The organism is Streptomyces sp. NPDC004051 (assembly GCF_053604275.1).
In genome coordinates this window covers 127,040-148,484 of record NZ_JBSGHG010000007.1, presented here as the reverse complement: position 1 = coordinate 148,484, position 21,445 = coordinate 127,040, and the positions used below count along the sequence as shown (strand labels likewise).

Sequence of the window (21,445 nt, the reverse complement as noted above, 5' to 3'; positions counted from 1 at the left end):
GGTCAGCGCCGTGTTCCCGTACCGACGAGGGTGCGCTCGTACGGGTCGAGCAGCACGCCGCGCACCGGGGCACCGACGCCGGTGATGATGCGCTGGTGCACCAGCGGCAGCACCGCGTCGCTGCCGAGGACGGCGGCCTCGGCCGCCATGGCCGCGTCCTGCCGCTTTGAGGGGTCGGCGATCCGCTCCGCCCGGTCGACGGCCCGGTCGACCTCCGGGTCGCACAGCTGGGCGATGTTGTAGCCGCCGTCGCAGGTGTAGTCGCCGGCGAGCACGGCGACGGGGTCGCCGGTGTCGAGGAGGGTGTTGCGGGCGAGGACGAACGCGTCGAACTTCCCCTCCAGTGCGTCGGGTTCGAGCCGCGAGTACTCCCGCACCTCCAGTTTCACGGTGAACCCGGCCCGCTCCAGCTGCTGCTTCAGCACCTGGGCGACCTCGGGGAGTTCGGGCCGGTTGTCGTAGGTGGCGAGGGTGACGGCGGTGCCCTTGGCGCGGCCGGCCGCCGCCCGTCCGCGGGGCGCGACTCGCTTGCCGTCGGCCCAGGTCACCGCGGGCCCGTAGATTCCGGCGCCCGGATCGCCGTACCCCTCGTACACGCCCTCGGCGAGCGCGGAGGTGTCGACGGCCTCGCGGGCGGCGGCCCGCAACTCCGGTTCCTTGAAGGGGCCGGAGGCGGAGTTGAGCAGCAGGCTGGTGGTGCGGGTGGTGGCGGTGTCCTTGCGCGTCTCCTGGTCGAGGGTGGCCGCCTGGGAGACGGGCACGGCCTCGGCGAGGTCGATCTCGCCGGTCCGCAGGGCGTTGGCGCGGGCGGTCCCGTCGGCGACGAACCGGGCGTCGATGCCGGAGGACTGGGCGCGGCCGCCCCAGTAGTCGTCGAAACGGTCGAGGGCGGCCGACGTGGTCCCGTCGACCTCGGTGAGTCGGAAGGGCCCGGTGGCGGTGCCGACGGGGTCGACGCGGCCTCCGTTCCCGGCGTCCGCCTCGGCGTACGCCTTCTCGGAGAACACGGCGAGGGCGGGGCTGGACAGCCGCAGCGGCAGGACGGGGTCGGGCTCGGTGGTGCTGACCCGGACGGTCTGCTCGCCCTCGGGCTCGGCGGTCAGGGTGACGCCGGAGAGGGCGCCGGGGACCGGTTCGGCCTCGGTGGCGCGGGTGAGGGCGGCGGCGACGGCGGCCGGGGTGACGTCACCGCCGTCCTGGAAGCGGGCCTCGCGCAGCGTGAACACCCAGCTCTTGTCGCCGTCCTGACGCCATGACCGGGCGAGCGCGGGCGCGGCGGAGCCGTTGGCGTCCAGCACGGTCAGCCCCTCGGAGACGCCGAGGCGGCTGAGCAGGGTGGCGTCGGCACCGTACGGGGAGAACTGCTCGGCGGGCGGGAAGGCGAGCGCGACGCGCAGCCGGGACCCGCTCCCGTCGCCGTCCTTCCCGGAGGCCCCGCCGGAGGCGAAGCAGCCGGTCAGCAGCGGTACGAGCAAGAACCCGGCGAGGACCCGGGAGCGCGTCGGTCGCATCACCGTCCCTGCCCCTGTCCCTGTCACTTCTCCCCCGCCCCCGTCGCGATCTCGAACGGCACCTCGAAGTGGACGACGCCGCTGCCGCCCGCGTCCTCTCGTTCGTCGTACACGACCTTGCCCAGGGACCGCCAGAAGGGCTCGGCGCCGGGCACCGACGGGTCCGTGTGCAGGTAGACGGAGCGGTAGCCGCCGTCGGCGGCGGCGAACGCCAACAGCTCCCCGACCATGCGGCGGGCCAGCCCGTTCCTGCGGTGGTCGGGCCGCACGTACACCCGCCGCAGCTGGGCGGTCTCGCCGGAGGGGTAACGCCCGGCGAGTTCCGCCGGGTTCGGCGGATGGGCGGGGCCCCGGGAGTCGAGCGCCGCGGTGGCGACGACGTCGCCGGCGCCACCGCCCTCGTCGCCCCCGCCGTCGGGGTCGATCGCGACGAGCAGGGTGTGCCGCGGGGAGGCGAGGTAGGCGGCGGCCGGGTCGATGATGTCCCCGTGCCACCGGGGCACGTAACCGGTGCCGAAGTCGTGGTAGACGGTGTCGAGCATCACGGCTCGCGCACGGTCGAGGTCGGCTGGGCCGGCGGTCCTGATGATGTACTCACGCACTTGCACACCTTATGCATTAAGCCTCCAAGTTCGATCATCCGGGTGAAACGCACGACGGAACGACGTGACACGCGCCCGGGAATTTGACACCACCTCGAGCACACCCCTAGAACCTAGCAACATGACATTCGTTTTCAGCAAGGCGGGGTGCCGATGAGGATCGCGTTCGTCGGCAAGGGCGGCAGCGGCAAGACGACGCTGTCCGCCCTCTTCTCCCGCCACCTGGCGAGCACCGGCGCTCCGGTCCTCGCCGTCGACGGCGACATCAACCAGCACCTGGCCGAGGCCCTCGCCCCCGCCGAGAGCACCTCGGTGACGCCCCCTCCCCTGGGCCCGCGCCTGCACGACATCAAGACCTACCTGCGCGGCACCAACCCCCGCATCACCTCCACCGAGTCGATGATCAAGACGACCCCGCCCGGCCGCGGTTCACGTCTCCTGCGCCTGCTGGGCGACGACGAACTGCACGCGCGGCACGTGGTCCGGGCCGGCGGTGTCCCGCTGATGGCGACGGGTCAGTTCGACGACAGCGACCTGGGCGTGGCGTGCTACCACTCCAAGCTCGGCGCGGTGGAGCTGTACCTGGGCCACCTGGTCGACGGCCCCGGCGAATACGTGGTGGTCGACATGACCGCGGGCGCCGACGCCTTCGCCTCCGGCCTGTTCACCCGCTTCGACCTCACCTTCCTGGTCGCCGAACCCACCCGCAAGGGCGTCTCCGTCTACCGCCAGTACCGGGACCACGCCCGCGAGTTCGGCATCCGCATCGCGGTCGTCGGCAACAAGGTGACCTGCGAGGACGATCTCCTCTTCCTCAAGGACCAGGTGGGCGACGACCTCCTGACCCACCTCGTGCACTCGGACTGGGTACGAGCGGCGGAACAAGGCAGAACCCCACCCCCAAGCCCCGCCACCCCGGACGCCCCCGACGCCTCGGACCCCCTGAGCACCCTGGAACCCCACAACCGCCACGCCCTGACCGTCCTGCGCGAGGCCGTCGACGCCCACCCCCGCGACTGGGACCGCCTCCACCGCCACGCCGTGGAGTTCCACCTCCGCAACGCCCGCTCCTGGGCCGACGCCCGCACCGGCGAGAACCTGGCCTCCCAGATCGACCCGGACTTCGCCCCCGGCCCGGCAGCCCTCCTGCCCTCTTGCCCCTGACCTTGCTCCTTGCTCCTTGCTCCTTGCTCCTGGTCGGCTACTCGATGCCCGTCGAGTCGAGCAGCCGGACCAGCTCCTTGCGCCCGTATCCGAGCAGCCGGGCACGATGGGTGCCCACCAGCAACAGGTGCGCGGCGATCACCGCCGCGCACCCGTCCCTGTCATCACCGAGCCACTCCTGCGGCTTCTCCACCCCCAGGCTGTTGAGCACCAGCCCGTGCTCGCGCCGGACCTCCGCGACGGTGCCGGCGACCGCGTCCAGCAGCGTCTTCCCCGGCCGCTCGCACTCCAGCGCGAAACACCCCCAGTCGACCGGCACACAGCCCTCCGGCGGCCGCTCCCGCACTCCCGCATACCGCTCGTCCCCGAACCCGGCCACGCCGAACTCCTCGTGCACCAGCGCGAACCGGTGAAACCCCGCCGGCACCGGCGGCGGTGGCGGCGTGTACTGCCACCCCGCGTCCTCGTACAACAGCCTCTTCACCTCCTCCTCGTCGGCATGCGTCACGCTGAACCCGCTGGCGTCATTGCGCCCGGTCGTCGTCCCGTCGGGGTTGCGATGAAAACAGAGACCCACTGTGTACCCCCGTGGTCTGCGATGAGAACGACGAGAAGCCCTCGTCACAGGACCAAACGGACCGCACCCCCCACCCGTGCCCGCTCCCCGAACCACCACCCGATCGTGTGAGCACGAGGTGCAAGCTGACGACAGGGCAACGGCGCCCCGCACACACAGGGGACGACGCGCTCCAGGAGCCACCGACGAAAAGCTCCGGCCAGAGCCTGTCTCTTTGACCGGCCGGCGGCTCATGGTGGGGCTGGTCAGTCTGCCGCGATGACGGACAGCGAGCTGATTGTTGACCTGCGCGGTCGGCTGATCGAGACACCCAACGACTTCTGGGACGCGGTGAGCGAGCCGTGCGGGCCGCCGGGCTGGTTCGGCCGGAACCTGGACGCGTGGTCGGACACGATTGAGACCCGTGGCATCTCTGAGGTGATCGACAGCCACGACATCCTGATCGTGCACGTCGACCAGCAGGGTCTCTTCGACGGGCACCGGCAGGAGGCCAACGTCCTGGCCGGCATCTTCGACGGAGAGCAGAACCGGCTCATCGTCCATGGGCGGACCTGACGAGCCCTCGATCGGGCACCCCCGCCAAGTGGCGTCGGAAGGCTGCGTGCACCGTGCCGTACGGCGACGGTACTGCGGTGGTCGTGTCAGTCGGCCTGCGCCCGGGCGACGACGCTGGTGACGAACTGCTCCGCCTTCTCGCCCCGGGAACGGACCAGCAGGCGCAGGGGCCGCGGCGGTTGGTGGGGCAGGTCGGTGGGAGCCGTCACCAGCCAGTGCGTGTGCAGCGTCTTTCCCGCCCGGAGGGCGGTGGGGCGGATCGTGTGCTGGGGAAGGACTTTCCAGTTGTCGGGGACGAGCAGGTGCGGGCTGACGACTGTGGTGGCTGTCGCCGTGACGGTGGTGGTGACCTTCACGGCCCTGCCCGGCTCCACGGGGACGAGGCCGTTCGACGGTGTCTCGACGGTGAGGGCGAGCCGGGGGTCCTCCGTCCGCCATGACTGCCAGGCGGCGACTCCCACGGCGCCGCCCGAGGTGCGTGTGGCGGTGAGTCTGAGGGCGGTGGTGGTGACGGGCCGCTCCAGGAGGATCCGGTTGAGAGTTCCCGGCCGGGGCGTCTGCGGGGTGCGGCGTTGACCGGGCAGGGGATGCCATCTGCCGTCCTGGCCCAGGTGGTGGAGTTCGTAGGAGTCGGGGGTGCGGACTCCGCCGCCGTCGTCGTAGAAGGAGATCCGCAGGTCCGACACGGGCGTGGGGACGCCGAAGTCCACGGCGAGCCAGTCGTCGGCGGCATTGGGGCTGCCGTAGTTGGTCCACCGCGATGACGGTGTGTCGATGTGGAGGTCCTGTCCGTCGATGGCCTTGGCCGGGCTGTCGAGGTGGAACGTGTACGAGGCACTCGCGAGGGGGTGGCCCTTCTGCTCGACGTTGGCCAGGTCGTCGACCTCGCGGGGCAGGGTGTGCTGCCCGGCCCTGCCGATGGTGAGCGTCACCGGCTCCAGGCCGTCCTGCCGGTGGATGCGCCGGCCGTCCAGCCAGACGCTCAGGCCGGTTCCGTGTCCGTAGTGCCGACCGCTGCGGTCGAAGAGCACGCTGAGGTTGTGGCCGTGGTAGGGGAGGTTCTCCACGGCGAAGTGATCCCACTCGCGCGGCGCCAGCGGCGCGAGGGAAACAGTGGCGTCGGGTCGGCAGCGGATCCCCAACAGCCCCGACAGGACCAGGTCGTTGAAGGTGGAGTGGTTGTAGTCCTCGCTGTGCCCGCGGCCGTCGTAGATCCAGCGGTCCTCGTCGGGGTGGTGCGCCTCGGCGACATACGGCTCGCCGTCCTTGCGGTGGGTCAGGGCGTAGGCGCGGAGCACGGCGTAGTAGTCGGTGCGGTCGACGTGGGGCTGGGCGGGGTAGTCGATGAGGAGGTTGGCCAGGGCGGTGAGCGTCTGGCTGGTGGCGAACGGCCAGCTCGGACCGTTCCAGCGGCAGCAGCCCTCGAGCGCCTGGTGCATGAACCACGGGCTGCGGCGCTCCACCGTGGTGGGACCGAAGGGCGCGGAGAACCCCTCGGGATCGCGCAGTTGGGCCCATGCCGCGGCGTTGTCCGCCGGAGCCATGTGGAAGTACCAGGGCAGGTAGCCGATCTGCTCGCGGTCGGCGAGCCTGCGCCGCTCGGGGTTCCCGTCCCGCATGACGTGCTTGTAGAACTGGTCCTCCTCGTCCCACAGCCAGCGCTCCTGCTGCACCCGCAGGGCACGGGCCCGCTCGTCGTAACGGTCGGCCTTCGCCTCGTCGCCCCGGCGGCCGCGGCGCCGCAGGAGTGCGGCGATCGCCTTGGCGTCGCCGTACTGGTAGGCGTTGAGAGTGGGGCGGAACCCCTCACCACCGTGGTACGGGTCGTCGCTCTGGTAGGAGCTCGCGGTGTACTCCATCGCGTCCCACACCGGTGTCTGCCAGTAGAGGCCGACTTCGTCGTCGAACTGCGGGGCCCATCTCCTCCACTGGCGCTCCAACTCGTCGAGCAGACCCAGGGCGTGCTCCCATCTGCCGTCGGTCGACGCCCTGGCGACCACGGCGTCGGCGATCCAGAAGGAGTACTGGTGCGCCCAGTCGGTGGTGTTCTTGTTGAGGAAGTCCGTGGCCGGCTTGGGTCCTGAGCCGCTGCCGCGCAGCCAGTAGCCGATGTAGTCGTCGAGGTAGCGGTGGTCGCGCAGCCAGCGCGCCTCGCGGACGTGGTGGGCGGCGGCGGCGTTGATCCCGCCGTACGGCGCGGAGTAGCCGACCGGGCCCAGGAACTCCGAGAGGATCCACCCCTCCCGGGGCCCGGTGTACTTCAGGGCGTGCTTGATCACGCGCCACCGGTAGTAGTAGGTGTCCCGGATGGCGGCGTCGGGCAGGTCGACGAAGGGGATGTTCGCCTCGTACCACTCGGCCTCCGGCAGGTCCCCCAGCAGTGACCGGTGGTCCAGGAAGGCCGTTCCGGGGCCCACCGCCGGATACAACGGGGACGCGCCCGCCCCCTTGTCGGCTGCGGGCGCCGCGCCTGGAGGACTGCCGGCCGCACTCGCCCGCGCGGCCGTGCCGGGCGGCACCGCACCGCTCAGGGCCACCGCGCCCAGGGCCGCTGCACCACTGTGGAGAAGCCGCCGACGATCGAGGGCCATGCGAGTGCTCCTTCTGCGAGAACGAGTGAACAGGGCTGCCCGTGCGTCCGACGAACCGTGCCTGACAGCGTTGTCCGCCAGAGGTTGCCGGCTCAGACTGCCATGAGTCGGGCCCACGGCTGAAGAGTCTGTGCAACGTTAGAAAAAACTGGCCCGTACCCGGCCGGTGCCCCCCACCGGGCAACCGCACGGCTCGGGGCGCCGGGCTGCTGCCGTACGTCCTCGACACGGGGCCGCGTAACGCGTCATGCGTCATGCGTCAGGGGAAGCGGACTGTGACGGTGAGGCCGCCCGGCCGGCCGGGTTCGGCCGTCGCCTCGGTCCCGTGGGCCTCGGCGATGGAACGGACGATGGCGAGACCGAGCCCGTGGCCGGTGGTGCCGACGCGGTCCTGGTCGAGGCGGCGGAAGGGCTCGAAGAGGTCCGGTACCCGGTCGGCGGGCACGGTGGGCCCGGTGTTGGCCACGGTCAGCGTGTGGTCTTCGAGCCGTACCCGGACCCGGCCGCCGGAGTGGTTGTACTGAATGGCGTTGCGGATGAGGTTGGTCAGCAGGTGGCGCAACAGCAGCGGATCACCGAGGACGGTCAGCGGCCGGTCCGACGTCACGGCTACGTCCACCTGGCCTTCCTCGGCCTGGGCGGCGAGTTCGGCCGCCACGAGCCGGGCCGCGGCCGACAGGTCCACGGTCTCGGTCTCCTCCAGGCCGCGGTCGCTGCGGGCGAGCAGCAGCAGTGCGGTGAGCCCGTAGACCTTGTCCGTGATCTCGCCGGCCGCGGTCAGCATCAGGATCCGCGGCAGGTCGGTGAGTTCGCGCAGCCGCCAGCACACCTCGTCGCCGGTCATGACCGGCAGGTCACGGTCGAGGATCAGCACGTCGTAGTCGGTGAGCAGGCACATCCGCTCGGCCTCGTCCCCGGAGACCGCGAGATCGACGGCCATCGCCTGCCGGCGCAGACCGGTGGCGATCGTACGGGCGAGAACGCGGTGGTCCTCGGCCAACAGAACTCTCATGAGCCCCATGAAACCCGGCACGGCATTGCAGGGGGATAAGGACAGCGGAGCGGCAGGCACGTTCCCAGCCGTCGCGGGGACAGCGTCCTTACGCCGCTGTAACGCTCTTATCCCGCTGCAAGCGGCGCCCTGCTTCTGTCGTGGCCATGAACTTCGTCAAGCGCGCGGGGATGAGCCTGCGTGCCAGGAAAACCAGGACCGCCGCTCTGCTGGGGATCTTCGTCGTCATCTGTGTCCTGCTGCTGGGCGGCTTCCTGCTGCAGGGCACCACCGCCCGCCAGGAGGCGGACGCGCAGCGGACCATCGGCGTCGATGTGACGCTGAAGGGCGAGGGCCTCACTCCGGCGCTGGCGGACCGGCTCGGTGCGTCCCCGCAGGTGCACCGGTACAACCCGCGGCTCCCGCTCGGGGCCGGGGTCCGCGGCATCGAGCCGCTGGAGTCCGACCTCCCGAGGCCGGGCGGCGACCGCACCGGGGCGAAGGCCCCGCCTCCCCTGGCACTGAACGGCGTGCGTGACTCGGGCCTGCTGCTGCCTTTCTCCTATGGCTCGAACAAGATCACGGCGGGGCGCGGGATCACCCCTGAGGACGCCGGCCGCAAGGTCGTCGTGGTGGAGCGACGGCTGGCCGAGAAGAACGGGCTCACGGTCGGCGACACCCTCCGCGTGCGGTCGGCCGCTGGCCCACGACCAGGACAAGTGCGTGGTCGTCGTCACCCACTCCCAGCGACTGGCGGCACAGTCCGACCGCGTCCTCACCCTGCGCAGGGGCAAGCTGACGGACGAGGCGAGACCACGCTGACCACACACCCACCCGGGACCGGCTGCGGACGAGGCGGATGAGGCCGGCCAAGGCGATGTCCGTAAGGGAGCGGCCCTTCGATGACCGTGCCGCCTCCACCGCATCCCGCCCGCGCCCTTCGGAGCGATTCTCCCGCTTCGCTCCCTTGATCGCTTCCCCCTCCTCGGCCGGGTGCGCAGTTGCCCGGCGGGCGGGTGTGGGGCATGTGGTGCCGGCGTCGTCCATCACCCTCCAGACCCATCCGCACCTGATGCCCGCCGACGAGAACCTGACGGTCGAGCAGCTGCTCGAAGACAACGGGATGGACTGGACGATCCTGCGGCCGACGCAGTTCGCCTCGAACGCTGTGATGCGGGTGGCGTCGATCCGCGACCGTGAGGCGGTCCGCGCACCGTACGCGGACACCGGGCTGCCCATGGTCCACCCCTCGGACATCGCGGCGGTGGCGCGGGGCGCGCTGCCCGAGCCGGGCCACCGGGGGCGGACGTATGCCCTGACCGGCCCGGAGCCGGTGACAGCCCGGCAGCAGGTCGAGGCCACCGCGGCGGCACTCGGGAGAAAACGCAACCGATGGGCGGCGTCCCTGACGCGCAGTATGGCGGAACAGGCTCGGACAGCAAGTGTCATCGCCCGTAAGGCAGCCGAGTCCAGCGAACGGTCGGGGTGCTGAAGACGGGTCGTCGAACGCAGCATGTCCTGGCTCTCCGAAGTCGCTGGAAGCCGTTCGGAGTGCGGCGCCCGGCCCGTTCCGCGAGCTGCCGACCGTTCTTGCGTGTCGCCCGCCCCAGCAGGCCGCGGACGTAGTCCCGCATCCGCCACCGCAGATCCGCCCGAGCGAACCGGCCCGCCACCCGAGCGAACACCGACTCCAACTCAGCAGCCCAGCAAGCGACTTCAATGATTCTGCCCATACCAGGGTAACGACAAGCAGCAGTTCAGGAACTGAATCGCTGCTGGAGCAGTAAGCGGAAGATCCGAATCCCATTATGTTCATGTCATGAATACCCATAAGATCTGCCGATCTCATCCGGACCGGTGGAAGGAACCGCGTGCACAACCCCATCGCCGCAGACCCCGACCGGGGCGGGCGAAGAACCCCGCGGAAGCGGCGAGCCCTGACGGCCGCCCTGCTGACCGCGCTCATCTGCGCCCCGTTCCCCCTGCCGCCCCCGTCCGCGTCTGCGGACACCGCGGACGGCCGGGAGGCGGTGTCGGCTCCTTTGGCCCGGCAGAAGCCCGGCGACCGCGTCGAAGCGGTCGAGGAGCGGACCGAGTCCACCACGACCTGGCTCAACGCCGACGGCACGACCACCGTCGAGTCGTACACCGGCCCGATCCGCGTGAAGAACGAGGACGGCGGCTGGAGTCCCATCGACACGACGCTTGTCGCGGACGGCGGGATCGTCCGGCCGCGCACGGCCGCCGCTGACATCACCTTCTCCGGCGGCGGCGAGGACGAGCGCCTGGCCGAGGTCTCCCGCGGCGGCAAGTCCTTCGGACTCGACTGGACCGGCAAGCTGCCCGAACCGGACCTGAAGGGCGCCACGGCCGTCTACCGCGATGCTGTCGACGGCGGGGACCTGGTGGTCACCGCCCTCAAGGAGGGCTTCTCCCACTCCGTCATCCTGCACGAGCGCCCCGACGGGCCCGTCACCTACCGGCTCCCCGTCGCGGCCGACGGACTGACACTGCAGGAGACCCCCGAGCGCCGCCTGCGCTGGAAGGACGCCGACGACCGGACCGTCGCCACCGCCCCGCTGCCCGTGATGTGGGGTGCGGGCGAACGGCGCGGATCCGGGGAGCCCGAGCAGCTTGCCGCCATCGACGTCGCCGTCGAGCGGGACACCGACGGCACCGGCCAGGTCCTGATCCTGAAGCCCGATCCGGACTTCCTCGCCGACCCGGACCTCGAGTACCCCGTCACCATCGACCCGACCGATTCGCTCCTCGGCCCGGTGACCGACACCTGGATCCAGTACGACGACTACCTCACCTCGCAGCGCGGCTCGACCGAGCTCAAGGCAGGCACGTACAACGGCTCCGAGAAAGCCCGTTCCTTCCTGAAGTTCAACGTGTCGAAGTACGCGGGCAAGCACATCGTCGACACCGACCTGCGGCTCTACTCGTACTACTCCTCCACCTGCAGCACCGCCGGCTCCGGCAACCAGGTGCGGCGCATCACCTCCGACTGGGACCCGTCGGCCGTCTCCTGGTCCCAGCAGCCGACCACCACGACGACCGGCGCGGTGACGTCCACCGCGGCCAAGGGGTACAACAGCACCTGCCCGGCCGGCCATGTCTCCTGGGACATCGACACGATCGTCCAGGCCTGGGCCGACGGCCAGCCCAACTATGGCGTGCGGCTCGCGGCCGTCGACGAGAAGGATCCGCTGACCTGGCGTCGCTACCACTCCGCGAACCAGACCGCCGGCGCGCACAACGCCGCGTACGAGCCTTCCCTGACTGTCACGTACAACACCGAGCCCGGTACGGCCACCGCCGTCTCGCCGGCGTCCGGCACATACACCTCGGACACCACGCCCACCCTGTCGGCCAAGGCCACGGACGCCGACGGCCAGCAGCTCACGCTGCGCTTCGAGGTCTGGGCGACGGACGGCACCGCGGCACTGCGCTCCGGGACCTCCGCCTCGGTCGCCTCTGGGGCGGTCGCCACCCATACGGTCGCGACACTCTCCCCCGGCGCCTACAAGTGGCGGGCGAGGGCCTCGGACGGCACGGACACCGGAGCCTGGTCGGCGTGGCGGACGTTCACCGTCGACACCACGGCGCCCGGCACCCCGACCCTCACCTCCACCAGCCACCCCTCCACCTCGGCCTGGTACAACGCCACCACGTTCGCCGGTACGCTCGCCGCGACGGACGCCTCCGGAATCACCGGCTACGCCGTCAAGCTCGACCAGAGCCCCACGACCGCCGCCGGTACCACCGTGACGCAGACCGACACCGCCGTCACTTGGACGGGACGCACCGACGGCACCTGGTGGGTGCACGCGACCGCCCGTGACAAGGCCGGGCTGTGGTCCGCCACCCGGCACGTCGCCTTCAACGTCGACACCACCGCGCCGGGCGCGCCCGGCAATCCGGCATCGACCACGCACCCGCTGTCCACCAGTGCCTACGCGAGCCGGACGGCCTCGTTCAGCTGGTCGGCACCCGCCGACCTGTCCGGTGTGGCGGGCTACGCGGTCACCGTCGACCGCACCGCGGACACGCTGCCCGCCACGACGGGCACCGTGCAGACGGCGACGACCTTCGCCACGACGGTCGGAGCGGATGGCACCTGGTACATCCACATCCGCGCCAAGGACCGGGCGGGCAACTGGTCGCCCACCGCCGCCCACCTGCCGTTCAGGGTCGACACGACCCTGCCGCCCGGTCCGATGATCAGCTCCGCCTCCCACCCGGACCAGACCGGCGCCTACAACAGCGGCGACTTCTCCGCCTCGTGGACGGCCCCGGCGGGCGCCTTCGCCGGGTACAGCATCACCGTGGACCGCACGAGCGACACCGTGCCGGACGCCATGGTCGACACGACCGGGACGACATACCGTACGACCCGCGCCGAAGGCACCTGGTATTTGCACGTCCGCGGGATCGACGGTGACGGCACGGGCGGCACGACCGCGCACTTCCGTTTCACTGTCGACACCACCGCGCCGGGAGCCCCCGCCGTGGACTCGGCGGACTACCCGTCGCAGGCATGGGCCGGCGGCGCGGGCGTGACCGGAACCTTCACGCTGACCCCCGACGGCACGGACACCCGGAAGCTGACCTACCGTGTCGACGGCGGCGCCCCGCAGGATGTCACCACGACCGGTGGCCCCGTCGAACTCCGTCTGGCCCCGGCCGCGGAGGGCAGCCACCAGCTCACCGTCACCGCCACCGACCGGGCAGGGAACGTGTCGTCCGAGACCAAGCGGACCTTCCACGCCGGCAGGGCCGTCGTCACGGCGCCCGCCAACGGCGAGGTCCTCGTCGGCTCGGTCGATCTCGCGGTCAGCGGCCCCGGGGGCCTCAAGGACGTCACCTTCCTCCAGCGGGCATCGGCCGCGGACGAGTGGCAGGTCATCCCTGCCTCGCAGGTCACCCGGGCCGCGGACGGCACACCCGTGACCTGGCCGGTGCCCCTCACCGGCGGCAGCGCGCCGAAGCTGGTGTGGGACACCTCTTCCCTGTCCGGCAGCGGCGGCCGGCAGATCGGAGCCCGCTTCGGCGGCACGTACTCCCCGCCTCCGGCGGAGCCGGTCTCGGTGGTCGTCGACCGCGTCGAGATCGTCGAGGGCGGGTTCAGCGACGGAGCCGAAGAGGCCCCACCCGTCCAGGCCTACGCCCTCCAAGAGGCAGTCGCCCGCGCGGCCGAGCGCCCCGACACCTTCGGCCCGCCCTACATCGACGGGAGGACGGGCGAGTTGGTCGCCCCGGTCACCGTGCCGGGAGCCGCCGACGAGGCGGCCGCCCCGATCCAGGTGACGCAGGCCCCGGCCGACGAAGGCAGCGGTCTGCCCGCCGACGACGGAGAGGAGGGCACCAAGCCGGACGAGGATCCGGACCCCTCCGACGAGGTTCCCGCACCGCCCGCCGACGGATCCGAGGAGAGCACCGGCGAGGAGTCGTACGACATGCCGGAGGACGACACCACGACGTCGGACCCCGCACCGGACGGCCCGACGGTCACCGAGCAGATCGCGCCGCGTTCCGAGGTGGTGGAGCACAGCGTCATCGCGCTGGAGTCCGTGCGCGACGAGGTCCTCCAGCTGACGGAGGAAGAACTGCCCGGTGTGACGGGGTTGTACAGCGCGTTCGTCGACGCCGAGAGCAACCGCGTCGTCGTACAGACCGCGGAGGCCGACAGCGCCCTCGTGTCGGCCCTGGGCGAGCGCTACGGCACCGATGCCATCGCCGTGCACCTCACTCCCGGCACCGAGTCGGTCGAACCGCAGGCGAGCCGGTACAACGACACCTCGCCCTACTACGGTGGCGCACGGATCAAGTCGTATCTGACCACCACCAAGAAGACCTGGTGCACCGCGGGCTTCCCCTGGCGGTACAACGGCAAGTGGTACATGGTGACCGCGGGCCACTGCACCACGGGTAACGGCGCCATCGTGAACCCGAGCGAGTCCGTCTACATCGGCCCGGTGGTCCGGGACAACTGGCGCAACGGGCACGGCTCGGTGCGCCTGTCCGGCCAGAAGTACTACTCGGGGGACCTGGCCCTGTACCGGATCAACAGCGGCCTGTCCGCGACGCCCCGGATCTACAAGGGCGGCCAGAAGTCCACGTCCTCGCGCGCGGTCCGCGACTACTGGCGCCGCTGGGCACAACGCGGTGACAAGCTCTGCACGGGAGGCATGATGACCGGTGAGAAGTGCGGCTGGAAGGTGACCGCCACCCAGGCCACCGTGAAGTACAGCACCGGATTGGTCGCCAAGAACATGGTCGTGGCCGAGAAGGACTCGGGCGCCTGCACCACAGGGGGCGACTCCGGAGGGCCGACGTACACTGTCGACAGCAACGGACGCGCCATCGCCAAGGGGATCATCTCCGGTGGCGGAGGCGGCGGAAGCGACAACAGTGGTGGGTTCTTCGACCCGTGCCGCCTCTATTTCACCGACATCGGGTTGGCCAACAGCGCCCTCCCCGGCACCGTGGCGAGGTCCTGACATGCGACGCCTCCTGCTCATCCTCGCCACTGCGGCCCTGACCGGCTGCTCGGTCTTCGGCCAGGACGCCTCCTGCACCCAGACGGACATGGACTCGGAGGTCTCCGTGATGTGGCGGCCCGCCGACTTCGGCGGCACGGACGCGGCGGTGATCCGCGTGTGTGTGGAGGACAAGTGCAAGGAACAGAAGTCCGGCGACGCAAACAACCCGATCGCAGGGGTGTCGGTCCGGCTTCCGGACGACATCGGCGCCGTCACCGTCCCGGTGCGGCTGAAGGTGACGGCGGCGCGGGACGGCCGGGTCGTCGTGGACGACAGCCGCCGCGCACGGTTGACGGAGCAACACCCCAACGGCACTTCGTGTTCGCCCGAGGCATGGACGGCGACCTTCCGCGCCGACCCCGCCAAGGGGCTCACCTCACCCAAGGGCCTGTCCCTGCAGTGAGATGACCAAGCCCTGACCAGGGCGAGCCGGTCGGGCCCTCGTCCCTTCCTTGGGGGACGAGGGCCCGACCGCTCAGCGGACCGGCTTCCAGTACTCGAAGTCCGCAACCGCGTACGAGAATTGGCCGACGAGCGTGCTCCACACGCCAACAGGCAGGTGACCGTCGACCAGGACGGAGTTCTGGTCGACGGTCACTCGGACGAGCAATTCCGCGCGGCACCTTCTACACCGTCCTGGGGCCCTCGGGCAGCGGCAGGACCACCCTGCTCAGCCTCGCCAGCGGCCTCGACGCACCCACCCGGGGCACCATCAGCTTCCGCGGCCAGGACCTGACGAAGCTCGGCCTCGGCCACTACCGCAACAAACACGCCGCCACGATCTTCCAGCACTACAACCTGCTCACCTACATGACCGCCCTCCAGAACGTCACCACCGCCATGGAGATCACCGGCGTGCAGCCGGACCGCGGCAGCCGCAGGGCCCGCGCCCTGGCACTCCTGGAACGGCTCGGCCTGGACAAGGACATGGCCGCGCGCAACGTCATGCGGCTCTCCGGCGGCCAGCAGCAGCGGGTCGCCATCGCCCGCGCCCTGGCCTGCGACGTCGACATCCTCTTCGCCGACGAACCCACCGGAAACCTCGACGAGGACACCGCCCAGGGCATCATCGACACCTTCCGCGAACTGGCCCACGACCAGGACAAGTGCGTGGTCGTCGTCACCCACTCCCAGCGACTGGCGGCCCAGTCCGACCGCGTCCTCACCCTGCGCAAGGGCAAGCTGACGGACGAGGTGAGACCACGCTGACCACACACCCACCCGGGACCGGCCGCGGACGAGGCGGACGAGGCCGGCCAAGGAGATGTCCGTGAGGGAGCGGCCCTTCGATGACCGTGCCGCCTCCACCGCATCCCGCCCGCACCCTTCGGAGCGATTCTCCCGCTTCGCTCCCCGGCGTTACCGCCCCCGGTGGACGTCGGTCAACTTGCCTTTTGGGCAGCTGAGTTGAGACCGACCGGCTCACCGACGCCTACGCTCTCTCGTTACCCTGAGATCGCACATCCACCACCAATACGCAGCTTCTGCGCGGGCCATTGCGGTCTGAGCACATCATGACGAAAGGGGCCATCGACATGGCCGACACGAGTGAGACGGACCTGCCGGACAACTGGGGCCGATGGGGAGCGGACGACGAACTCGGCACCCTCAACCTGATCACCGACGAAGTACGCGCCAGGGCCGCCGCGGAGGCACGGACCGGCCAGTGGGTGTCACTGGCACAGCCGATCACGCCGAGCGCGATGTTCTTCAGTCCGTTCTTACCCGAGACGGTCAATGCATCCCCGGTGCAGCAGATGGTGTCCCACACCGGTGGACCAGTGGCAGCCGATCTTTCGCTGATCTACAACCACCACTTCAAGTCGACGCACCTCGACGCGCTCGCGCACTGGTCGACCGACGGCCAGGTCTATCCGGGCCGCCCGAGGGAACAGGTCGTCACCCCCGTCGGCATCACGCACGCATCGACGACTGCTTTCGCCGCCGGAATAGTGACACGTGGGGTCCTGCTCGATCTGGCCGTCGAAGGGCCTCTTCCCCCCGCCTACGCGGTGACGTCACACGACTTGGAACAGGCCGAGAAGCGTCAGGGAGTCGAGGTCGGCTCCGGTGACGCACTCGTGGTCCGACTCGGCTGGACGGGCCGCGGGCCCCACGACACACCGAGCCCGGGAATCAGCATGGACGCGGTGCGGTGGATGCACCGCCGAGGGGTCGCCGTCGTCGCACCGGACAGGGGTGACGCGCATCCTCCCCTGAACCCGGACGAACCCTCCCCGCTGCACGGGGTAGCGCTGGGCCGGATGGCGATGCCTCTGATCGACGTGCCCCAACTGGACGACCTCGCGGCGTTGTGCGCGCGGCTGAAGCGCTACAGCTTCCTGCTCACCGTCGCCCCGCCCCGCATCCACGGCCTGACCGGCGTACCGGTCAACCCCATCGCGATGTTCTGACCGAGCGATCATCAGCGCCCTTCGAGGTCCTCGGGTACTCCCGCCCGGGCGGGAGTGCCCGAGCGGCCGGGCGAGTCTCGATGACCTCCCTCAAGCAGGTCGTCGAGACATCGCAGTATCGGCACCCATACAACAAGACCCCCGACAGTTGCCTCGCCGGCCTCCATGTGCACGCCCCGATGATCCAGTTCAAGGACATCTCACCGGACCATCAACTGCTCATGACTCGATACGCATCAGCACCTGTTACGGAACGTCACAGATCACCGGTTCCGACACAGCTTCCAAAGCCTGTGCGGAGTCGTGATCTGGAAGCATTTTGAGGCTGTGGTACTGATGGGCGGTGACGGCTTCCGGGATGTCCGGCAGACCCTTTGACGCGGTGCTGTGCGACCTCGACAACGTGATCCGCTTCTACGACATGGCTCCGCTTGCCGAGTTGGAACGTGCCGTGGGAGTGCCCCGAGGCACCACCACCAGGGTGGCCTACGCGCCTGAGGTGGACCTGCCGCTGCTCCTCGGCAGGATCACCGAAGAGGAGTGGGTGGACTCCATCGCGTCGGCGCTCTCCGACCGGGTGACGCGGGCGCAGGCCCGTGAGTTGGGGGTGGCGCTCGCCGAGGCGCCGTTCCGGGCCGACGACGTGGTGGTGGCCCTGCTGCGCCGGCTGCGAGGGCACATGCCCCTGGTCCTGGTGACCAACGCGACCCTGGAACTGGAGCGTGACCTTGAGGCGATGGGGCTGGCGGATCTCGCCGACCACGTCGTCAGCAGTGCCCGGGTGGGGGTGGCCAAGCCCGACCGGGAGATCTATGAAATCGCAGCCGAGCGGGCCGGAGTCGCCGCTCACCGGTGCCTGTTCGTGGACGACCTGTTGGAGAACGTCGAGGCCGCCATCGCGCTCGGGATGACCGGTGTGCACTACCAGGGGCCTGCCGACCTCCAGAAGATGCTGGGTTTTCTCCCCGGTAGCTGAGAATCCCGTTGCCAAGCTCCCGGTTGTACCGGCCGAGGCGACATTGCTCGATCAGTACGGAGTTGGTGCGCGGCTTGTTTCCCGTAGGGGAGAACCTTCGGGACCCCGCTGTCGGGACCGCCCCGCACGGCGGTCCGCACCGTGCGGGTGTCCTCCTCGTCGCCTTCGAAGAAGGCCGCAGTCGTCGAAGGCCGTCTCCTTGTCGCGCGCCCCAAGCCCCTGATGTACGGCAACGCCGCCTCGAGGTCACTCGTGCCGAAGTGCCGTATCCGGGCGTGCACCGGGTTCGGAGCGGTCCGGTGCCGGGCCACGGGGGCGATGGACGGACCCCGGCTCAGCCCACCCTCTTCCACTCCTGGCACCGGTTGGTCTTGAAGTACTCGCCGGTGTTGAGGGTCACCCGGCCCGGGCCGTTGAGGTTGTTGTTGGCGATGATGGAGCCGAACTCGCCGCTGGCGTCCTTGGCCCGCTCCCAGTAACAGCCGAAATCGCCGTCCGCCCCGGCCGTCTTGTACGTGCCGGCCTTGATGTCCTCGCCGACGACGTACTCGCCCTCTCCCGAGAAGCTGGTCGCCGGGCCCGGCTCCTTGGTCTTCTTCGGCTTGGCGGTCACCGTCTCGGTCTCGGTGACGGTGGGCGCGGGCTTGGCGCCACCGCCGCCGTCGGCCTTGGCGGTCTCGGTGACGGTGGCCGTCGGCCTGGGCGCGGACTTGGTGTCGGCGGCCGCGTTCTCCGAGGCCGCCGAGCCCTCGCCGCCGCTTCCGATGCCGACCCCGATGAACAGGGACACCAGGGCGACCGCCCCGTACTTCAGCCAGGGGCCGCGCTGCTTCGGGGGCCGCGCCGGGCCGGTGGGTGCGCCGAGGCCGAAGGGGCCCTGCGCGCCGGGGTCGGGCTGCGGGAAGGAGGAGGGCTGCTGGAAGGACATGGTCGTGCTCCGTTTCCGTGCGACGCGGCACGTGAACTGCGATGAGGGAACTGCGACATGGGAGGGATCGAGGGGTGCGCGGACGCTCGCCCGCGCCCCTCGTCCCGTCGCCGAGGTCGAGGCGCCCCGAGGTGCCGGTCCGAGCGGTGACACCGCCCGGCACCCGACTCCGCACCTCCGGCAGCAACACCAGAGAAGCAGAGCCGAGAAAGCATTGTCAACCATGACGCCTGGCTTGACGGGTGCTGTAGGTTGTTGACGTCCGCTATCGAGAGGTCCAGGTCTTCCGTCATGCCCCAGCAGCCGTCCGCGCAGGTGACCGCCGCCGAGATCTCCCGCATCGCCGGGGTCACGCGCGCCACCGTCAGCAACTGGCGTCGCCGGTACGACGACTTCCCCGACCCGTCCGGCGGCACGGAGAGCAGCCCTCTGTACGACCTGGAGACGGTCAGGGCCTGGCTCGCCTCGCGCGGCCACGCCTCGGCGGCCAGCCCGGCCGAGGAACTGCGCACGACCCTCCGCCTCAACCCCCCGAGCACGGGCGGCGACGACGGCGGTACGGCGGACCTGCTGCTCCTCGTCCTGGCGGCGGCCCGCCGCACCCCGGACCAGCTCACGGCCGCGGCACAGCTCCCGGACGAGGAACTCGCCGTCCGCGCGGAGCGCGACGCGGCAAGCGTCGCCGACGCCGTACCGAGCGCGGGCGCCGTGCGCTTCGCCGGCACCGACGCCGCCGTGCTCCGCGCGCTGTACGTGTGCGTACGGGACGAGGGCGGCCCGGCCACGCTGGGCGTGCTCGCGGAGCGGGAGCTGGAGGAGAGCGCGGCGAGCGGCGCGTACGGCACGCCGGACCCGCTCGCCGACCTCCTCGCGCGCCTCGTCCCCGGCACCCCCACCCGCGTCCTCGACCCGGCCTGCGGCAGCGGCACCCTGCTGGAGGCCGCCGCCCGCCGGGGCGCGACCGAGCTGTACGGCCAGGACGTGCTCCCCGTGCAGGCGCGGCGCAGCGCGGTGGGCCTGATGCTCGCGGCGCCGGAGGCCACGGTCACCGTGCGCGCCGCCGACAGCCTCCGCGCGGACGCCTTCCCCGGCCTGGACGTCGACGCGGTGCTGTGCACCCCGCCGTTCGGCGTCCGGGACTGGGGGCACGACGAGCTGGCGTACGACCCGCGCTGGGCGTACGGCGTACCGGCCCGCGCCGAGTCGGAGCTGGCCTGGGTGCAGCACGCCCTCGCCCACCTGACCCCCGGCGGTCACGCGGTCCTGGTCATGCCGCCCGCGTCGGCCGGCCGCGCCTCGGGCCGCCGGGTGCGGGCCGAACTGGTCCGCAGCGGCGCCCTGCGCGCGGTGGTGGCGCTGCCGGTCGGCGCGTCGGTGCCGTTCCACGTGGGCCTGCAGATCTGGGTCCTGCGACGGCCCGAACCGGGCGGCGCGGCGGGCAAGTCGGTGCTCTTCGTCGACACGGCCGAGACCGCGGCCGGTGCGAAGACGGATGCCCGGACGGGCCCGCGCACCCGCGGCGGCAGCCGGTCCGCCTCGCTGGACTGGGAGCGGATCACCGCACAGGCACTGGACGCGTGGCACGCCTTCACCCGGGACCCGGACGCCTTCGAGGGCGAGCCCGGCGTCGCACGGGCGGTCGACGTCGTCGACCTGCTGGACGAGACCGTGGACCTGACGCCGACCCGTCTCGTCCGCGCCTCACGCGCCGACGTGGACCCGGCGAAGCTGGCGGCGGAGGCCGACGCGACGCGCCGGAACCTGGTCGAGGCCGCCGAATCCCTCGTCCGGGCCGCCGGTTACGACGACTGGGACCCGGCGGGCAACTCGGCCCGGCAGTGGCGTACGGCGACCGCGTCCGACCTCGCGCGCGGCGGCGCGCTCACGGTGCTGCGGACCCTGCCGGAGGGGGCCCGGAGCCGCACGGAAGAAGGAGCCGGCACCTCGGAGCAGCCGGGTGCCCGCGCGGTCCTCACCGGCTCGGACATCTCACGCGGCTCGGGCCCCACGGGCGACCCGGCGGAGCTGCGCAGCGGCACGGCGCCCGTGATCGCCGTCGGGGACGTCCTCGTACGGGCGGTCGCGAGCAAGGACGGCCCGATGTCCCGGGTCGCGGGCGACGCGGAGGCGGGCGCGCTGCTCGGCCCCCACGTCCACCTCTTCCGGCCGGACCCGGCCCGCCTGGACGCCTGGTTCCTGGCCGGGTTCCTGGGAGCCGAGGACAACATCGCGGGCGCGTCCACCGGCAGTACGGTGCTGCACGTCAGCCCCGGCCGGCTGCGCGTGCCGCTCCTGCCGCTGGAGGAGCAGCGCCGGTACGGGGAGGCGTTCCGCCGTGTCCACGAACTGCGGGCGGAGGCACAACGGGCGACCCGGCTGGCGGAGGAGACGGCACGGCTGCTGGCGGGCGGGCTCACGGGTGGGCAGTTGCTGCCCTCGGGGCAGGCGCCGGACGCACGCGGCCGGGGCGACGATTCGCCCCATTAGGCACACAGCGCTTCATACATAGACCACACTTGTCGGACCGCCCCGGCCTGCCGGTCGACCAGGCTCGGCTCGGGCGGTGGGGTTGGGATATTTCGGAAGGA

Annotated in this window: 16 protein-coding genes and 2 pseudogenes; 10 read left to right on the top strand and 8 right to left on the bottom strand. The window is 71.1% G+C overall.

Going from position 1 to position 21,445, the window contains the following annotated elements; translation table 11 throughout:
- Nucleotides 1–2 precede the first annotated feature (2 nt).
- Nucleotides 3–1,511, bottom strand: a complete 1,509-nt coding sequence (locus ACWEQO_RS11110; RefSeq protein ID WP_452981444.1) for an ABC transporter substrate-binding protein — start codon at nt 1,509–1,511, stop codon at nt 3–5.
- A 23-nt stretch (nt 1,512–1,534) separates the two neighbouring features.
- Nucleotides 1,535–2,113, bottom strand: coding sequence for a GNAT family N-acetyltransferase (locus ACWEQO_RS11105; protein ID WP_361456255.1), 579 nt, complete (start codon nt 2,111–2,113; stop codon nt 1,535–1,537).
- Between the two features lie 153 nt (nt 2,114–2,266).
- Between ACWEQO_RS11105 and ACWEQO_RS11100 the strand changes: the two genes are divergently transcribed.
- The gene (locus ACWEQO_RS11100) at nt 2,267–3,277 is read left to right on the top strand and encodes an ATP-binding protein (RefSeq protein WP_452981441.1); all 1,011 of its coding nucleotides are present in this window, start codon (nt 2,267–2,269) and stop codon (nt 3,275–3,277) included.
- Nucleotides 3,278–3,314: 37 nt separating this feature from the next.
- Here ACWEQO_RS11100 and ACWEQO_RS11095 read toward each other — a convergent pair whose 3' ends face one another.
- Nucleotides 3,315–3,854, bottom strand: a complete 540-nt coding sequence (locus ACWEQO_RS11095; RefSeq protein ID WP_452981438.1) for a hypothetical protein — start codon at nt 3,852–3,854, stop codon at nt 3,315–3,317.
- A gap of 258 nt (nt 3,855–4,112) precedes the next feature.
- Here ACWEQO_RS11095 and ACWEQO_RS11090 point away from each other — a divergent pair, with 258 nt between their 5' ends.
- Complete coding sequence (locus tag ACWEQO_RS11090; protein ID WP_361456246.1) at nt 4,113–4,409, top strand: barstar family protein; 297 nt, start codon at nt 4,113–4,115, stop codon at nt 4,407–4,409.
- Nucleotides 4,410–4,495: 86 nt separating this feature from the next.
- Here the strand turns inward: ACWEQO_RS11090 and ACWEQO_RS11085 are convergent, their stop codons facing one another.
- Both ACWEQO_RS11085 and ACWEQO_RS11080 read right to left on the bottom strand, forming a co-directional pair.
- Nucleotides 4,496–7,000, bottom strand: a complete 2,505-nt coding sequence (locus tag ACWEQO_RS11085) for a discoidin domain-containing protein (RefSeq protein ID WP_452981435.1) — start codon at nt 6,998–7,000, stop codon at nt 4,496–4,498.
- A 259-nt stretch (nt 7,001–7,259) separates the two neighbouring features.
- On the bottom strand, nt 7,260–8,012 hold the full coding sequence (locus tag ACWEQO_RS11080) for a hybrid sensor histidine kinase/response regulator (RefSeq protein WP_452981432.1): 753 nt from the start codon (nt 8,010–8,012) through the stop codon (nt 7,260–7,262).
- Between the two features lie 146 nt (nt 8,013–8,158).
- On the opposite strand from ACWEQO_RS11080, the gene ACWEQO_RS11075 reads away from it, so the two are divergent.
- Nucleotides 8,159–8,854, top strand: coding sequence for an ABC transporter permease (locus ACWEQO_RS11075; RefSeq protein WP_361456237.1), 696 nt, complete (start codon nt 8,159–8,161; stop codon nt 8,852–8,854).
- Between the two features lie 140 nt (nt 8,855–8,994).
- Nucleotides 8,995–9,375 (top strand): annotated as a pseudogene (locus tag ACWEQO_RS11070) (SDR family oxidoreductase); the annotation flags it as partial.
- Between the two features lie 145 nt (nt 9,376–9,520).
- Here the strand turns inward: ACWEQO_RS11070 and ACWEQO_RS11065 are convergent.
- Nucleotides 9,521–9,798, bottom strand: a pseudogene (locus ACWEQO_RS11065) (hypothetical protein); the annotation flags it as partial.
- 64 nt (nt 9,799–9,862) lie between these two features.
- Between ACWEQO_RS11065 and ACWEQO_RS11060 the strand changes: the two are divergent.
- Nucleotides 9,863–14,497: a DNRLRE domain-containing protein gene (locus tag ACWEQO_RS11060; protein WP_452981429.1), complete on the top strand. Its 4,635-nt coding sequence runs from the start codon at nt 9,863–9,865 to the stop codon at nt 14,495–14,497.
- A 1-nt stretch (nt 14,498) separates the two neighbouring features.
- The gene (locus ACWEQO_RS11055) at nt 14,499–14,942 is read left to right on the top strand and encodes a hypothetical protein (protein WP_361456231.1); all 444 of its coding nucleotides are present in this window, start codon (nt 14,499–14,501) and stop codon (nt 14,940–14,942) included.
- A gap of 72 nt (nt 14,943–15,014) precedes the next feature.
- On the opposite strand, the gene ACWEQO_RS11050 is transcribed toward ACWEQO_RS11055, so the two are convergent.
- On the bottom strand, nt 15,015–15,149 hold the full coding sequence (locus ACWEQO_RS11050; protein ID WP_361456228.1) for a hypothetical protein: 135 nt from the start codon (nt 15,147–15,149) through the stop codon (nt 15,015–15,017).
- Between ACWEQO_RS11050 and ACWEQO_RS11045 the strand changes: the two genes are divergently transcribed.
- The 3 genes from ACWEQO_RS11045 to ACWEQO_RS11035 all read left to right on the top strand — a co-directional run bounded on the left by ACWEQO_RS11045 (nt 15,149) and on the right by ACWEQO_RS11035 (nt 17,929).
- Nucleotides 15,149–15,748 (top strand): ABC transporter ATP-binding protein, encoded by a 600-nt coding sequence (locus ACWEQO_RS11045; protein WP_452981587.1) that lies wholly within the window; start codon nt 15,149–15,151, stop codon nt 15,746–15,748. The genes ACWEQO_RS11050 and ACWEQO_RS11045 overlap by 1 nt on opposite strands.
- 326 nt (nt 15,749–16,074) lie before the next feature.
- Entirely contained in the window at nt 16,075–16,953 is an 879-nt protein-coding gene (locus tag ACWEQO_RS11040; RefSeq protein WP_361456222.1) for a cyclase family protein, read from the top strand.
- A 358-nt stretch (nt 16,954–17,311) separates the two neighbouring features.
- Nucleotides 17,312–17,929 carry an HAD family hydrolase gene (locus tag ACWEQO_RS11035; RefSeq protein WP_452981424.1) on the top strand — a complete coding sequence of 206 codons (618 nt, stop codon included), beginning with the start codon at nt 17,312–17,314 and terminating at the stop codon, nt 17,927–17,929.
- A gap of 334 nt (nt 17,930–18,263) precedes the next feature.
- Here the strand turns inward: ACWEQO_RS11035 and ACWEQO_RS11030 are convergent, their stop codons facing one another.
- Nucleotides 18,264–18,857 (bottom strand): hypothetical protein, encoded by a 594-nt coding sequence (locus ACWEQO_RS11030; protein ID WP_361456216.1) that lies wholly within the window; start codon nt 18,855–18,857, stop codon nt 18,264–18,266.
- Nucleotides 18,858–19,148: 291 nt separating this feature from the next.
- Between ACWEQO_RS11030 and ACWEQO_RS11025 the strand changes: the two genes are divergently transcribed.
- On the top strand, nt 19,149–21,344 hold the full coding sequence (locus ACWEQO_RS11025; protein WP_452981421.1) for an N-6 DNA methylase: 2,196 nt from the start codon (nt 19,149–19,151) through the stop codon (nt 21,342–21,344).
- The last annotated feature ends 101 nt before the right edge of the window (nt 21,345–21,445 follow it).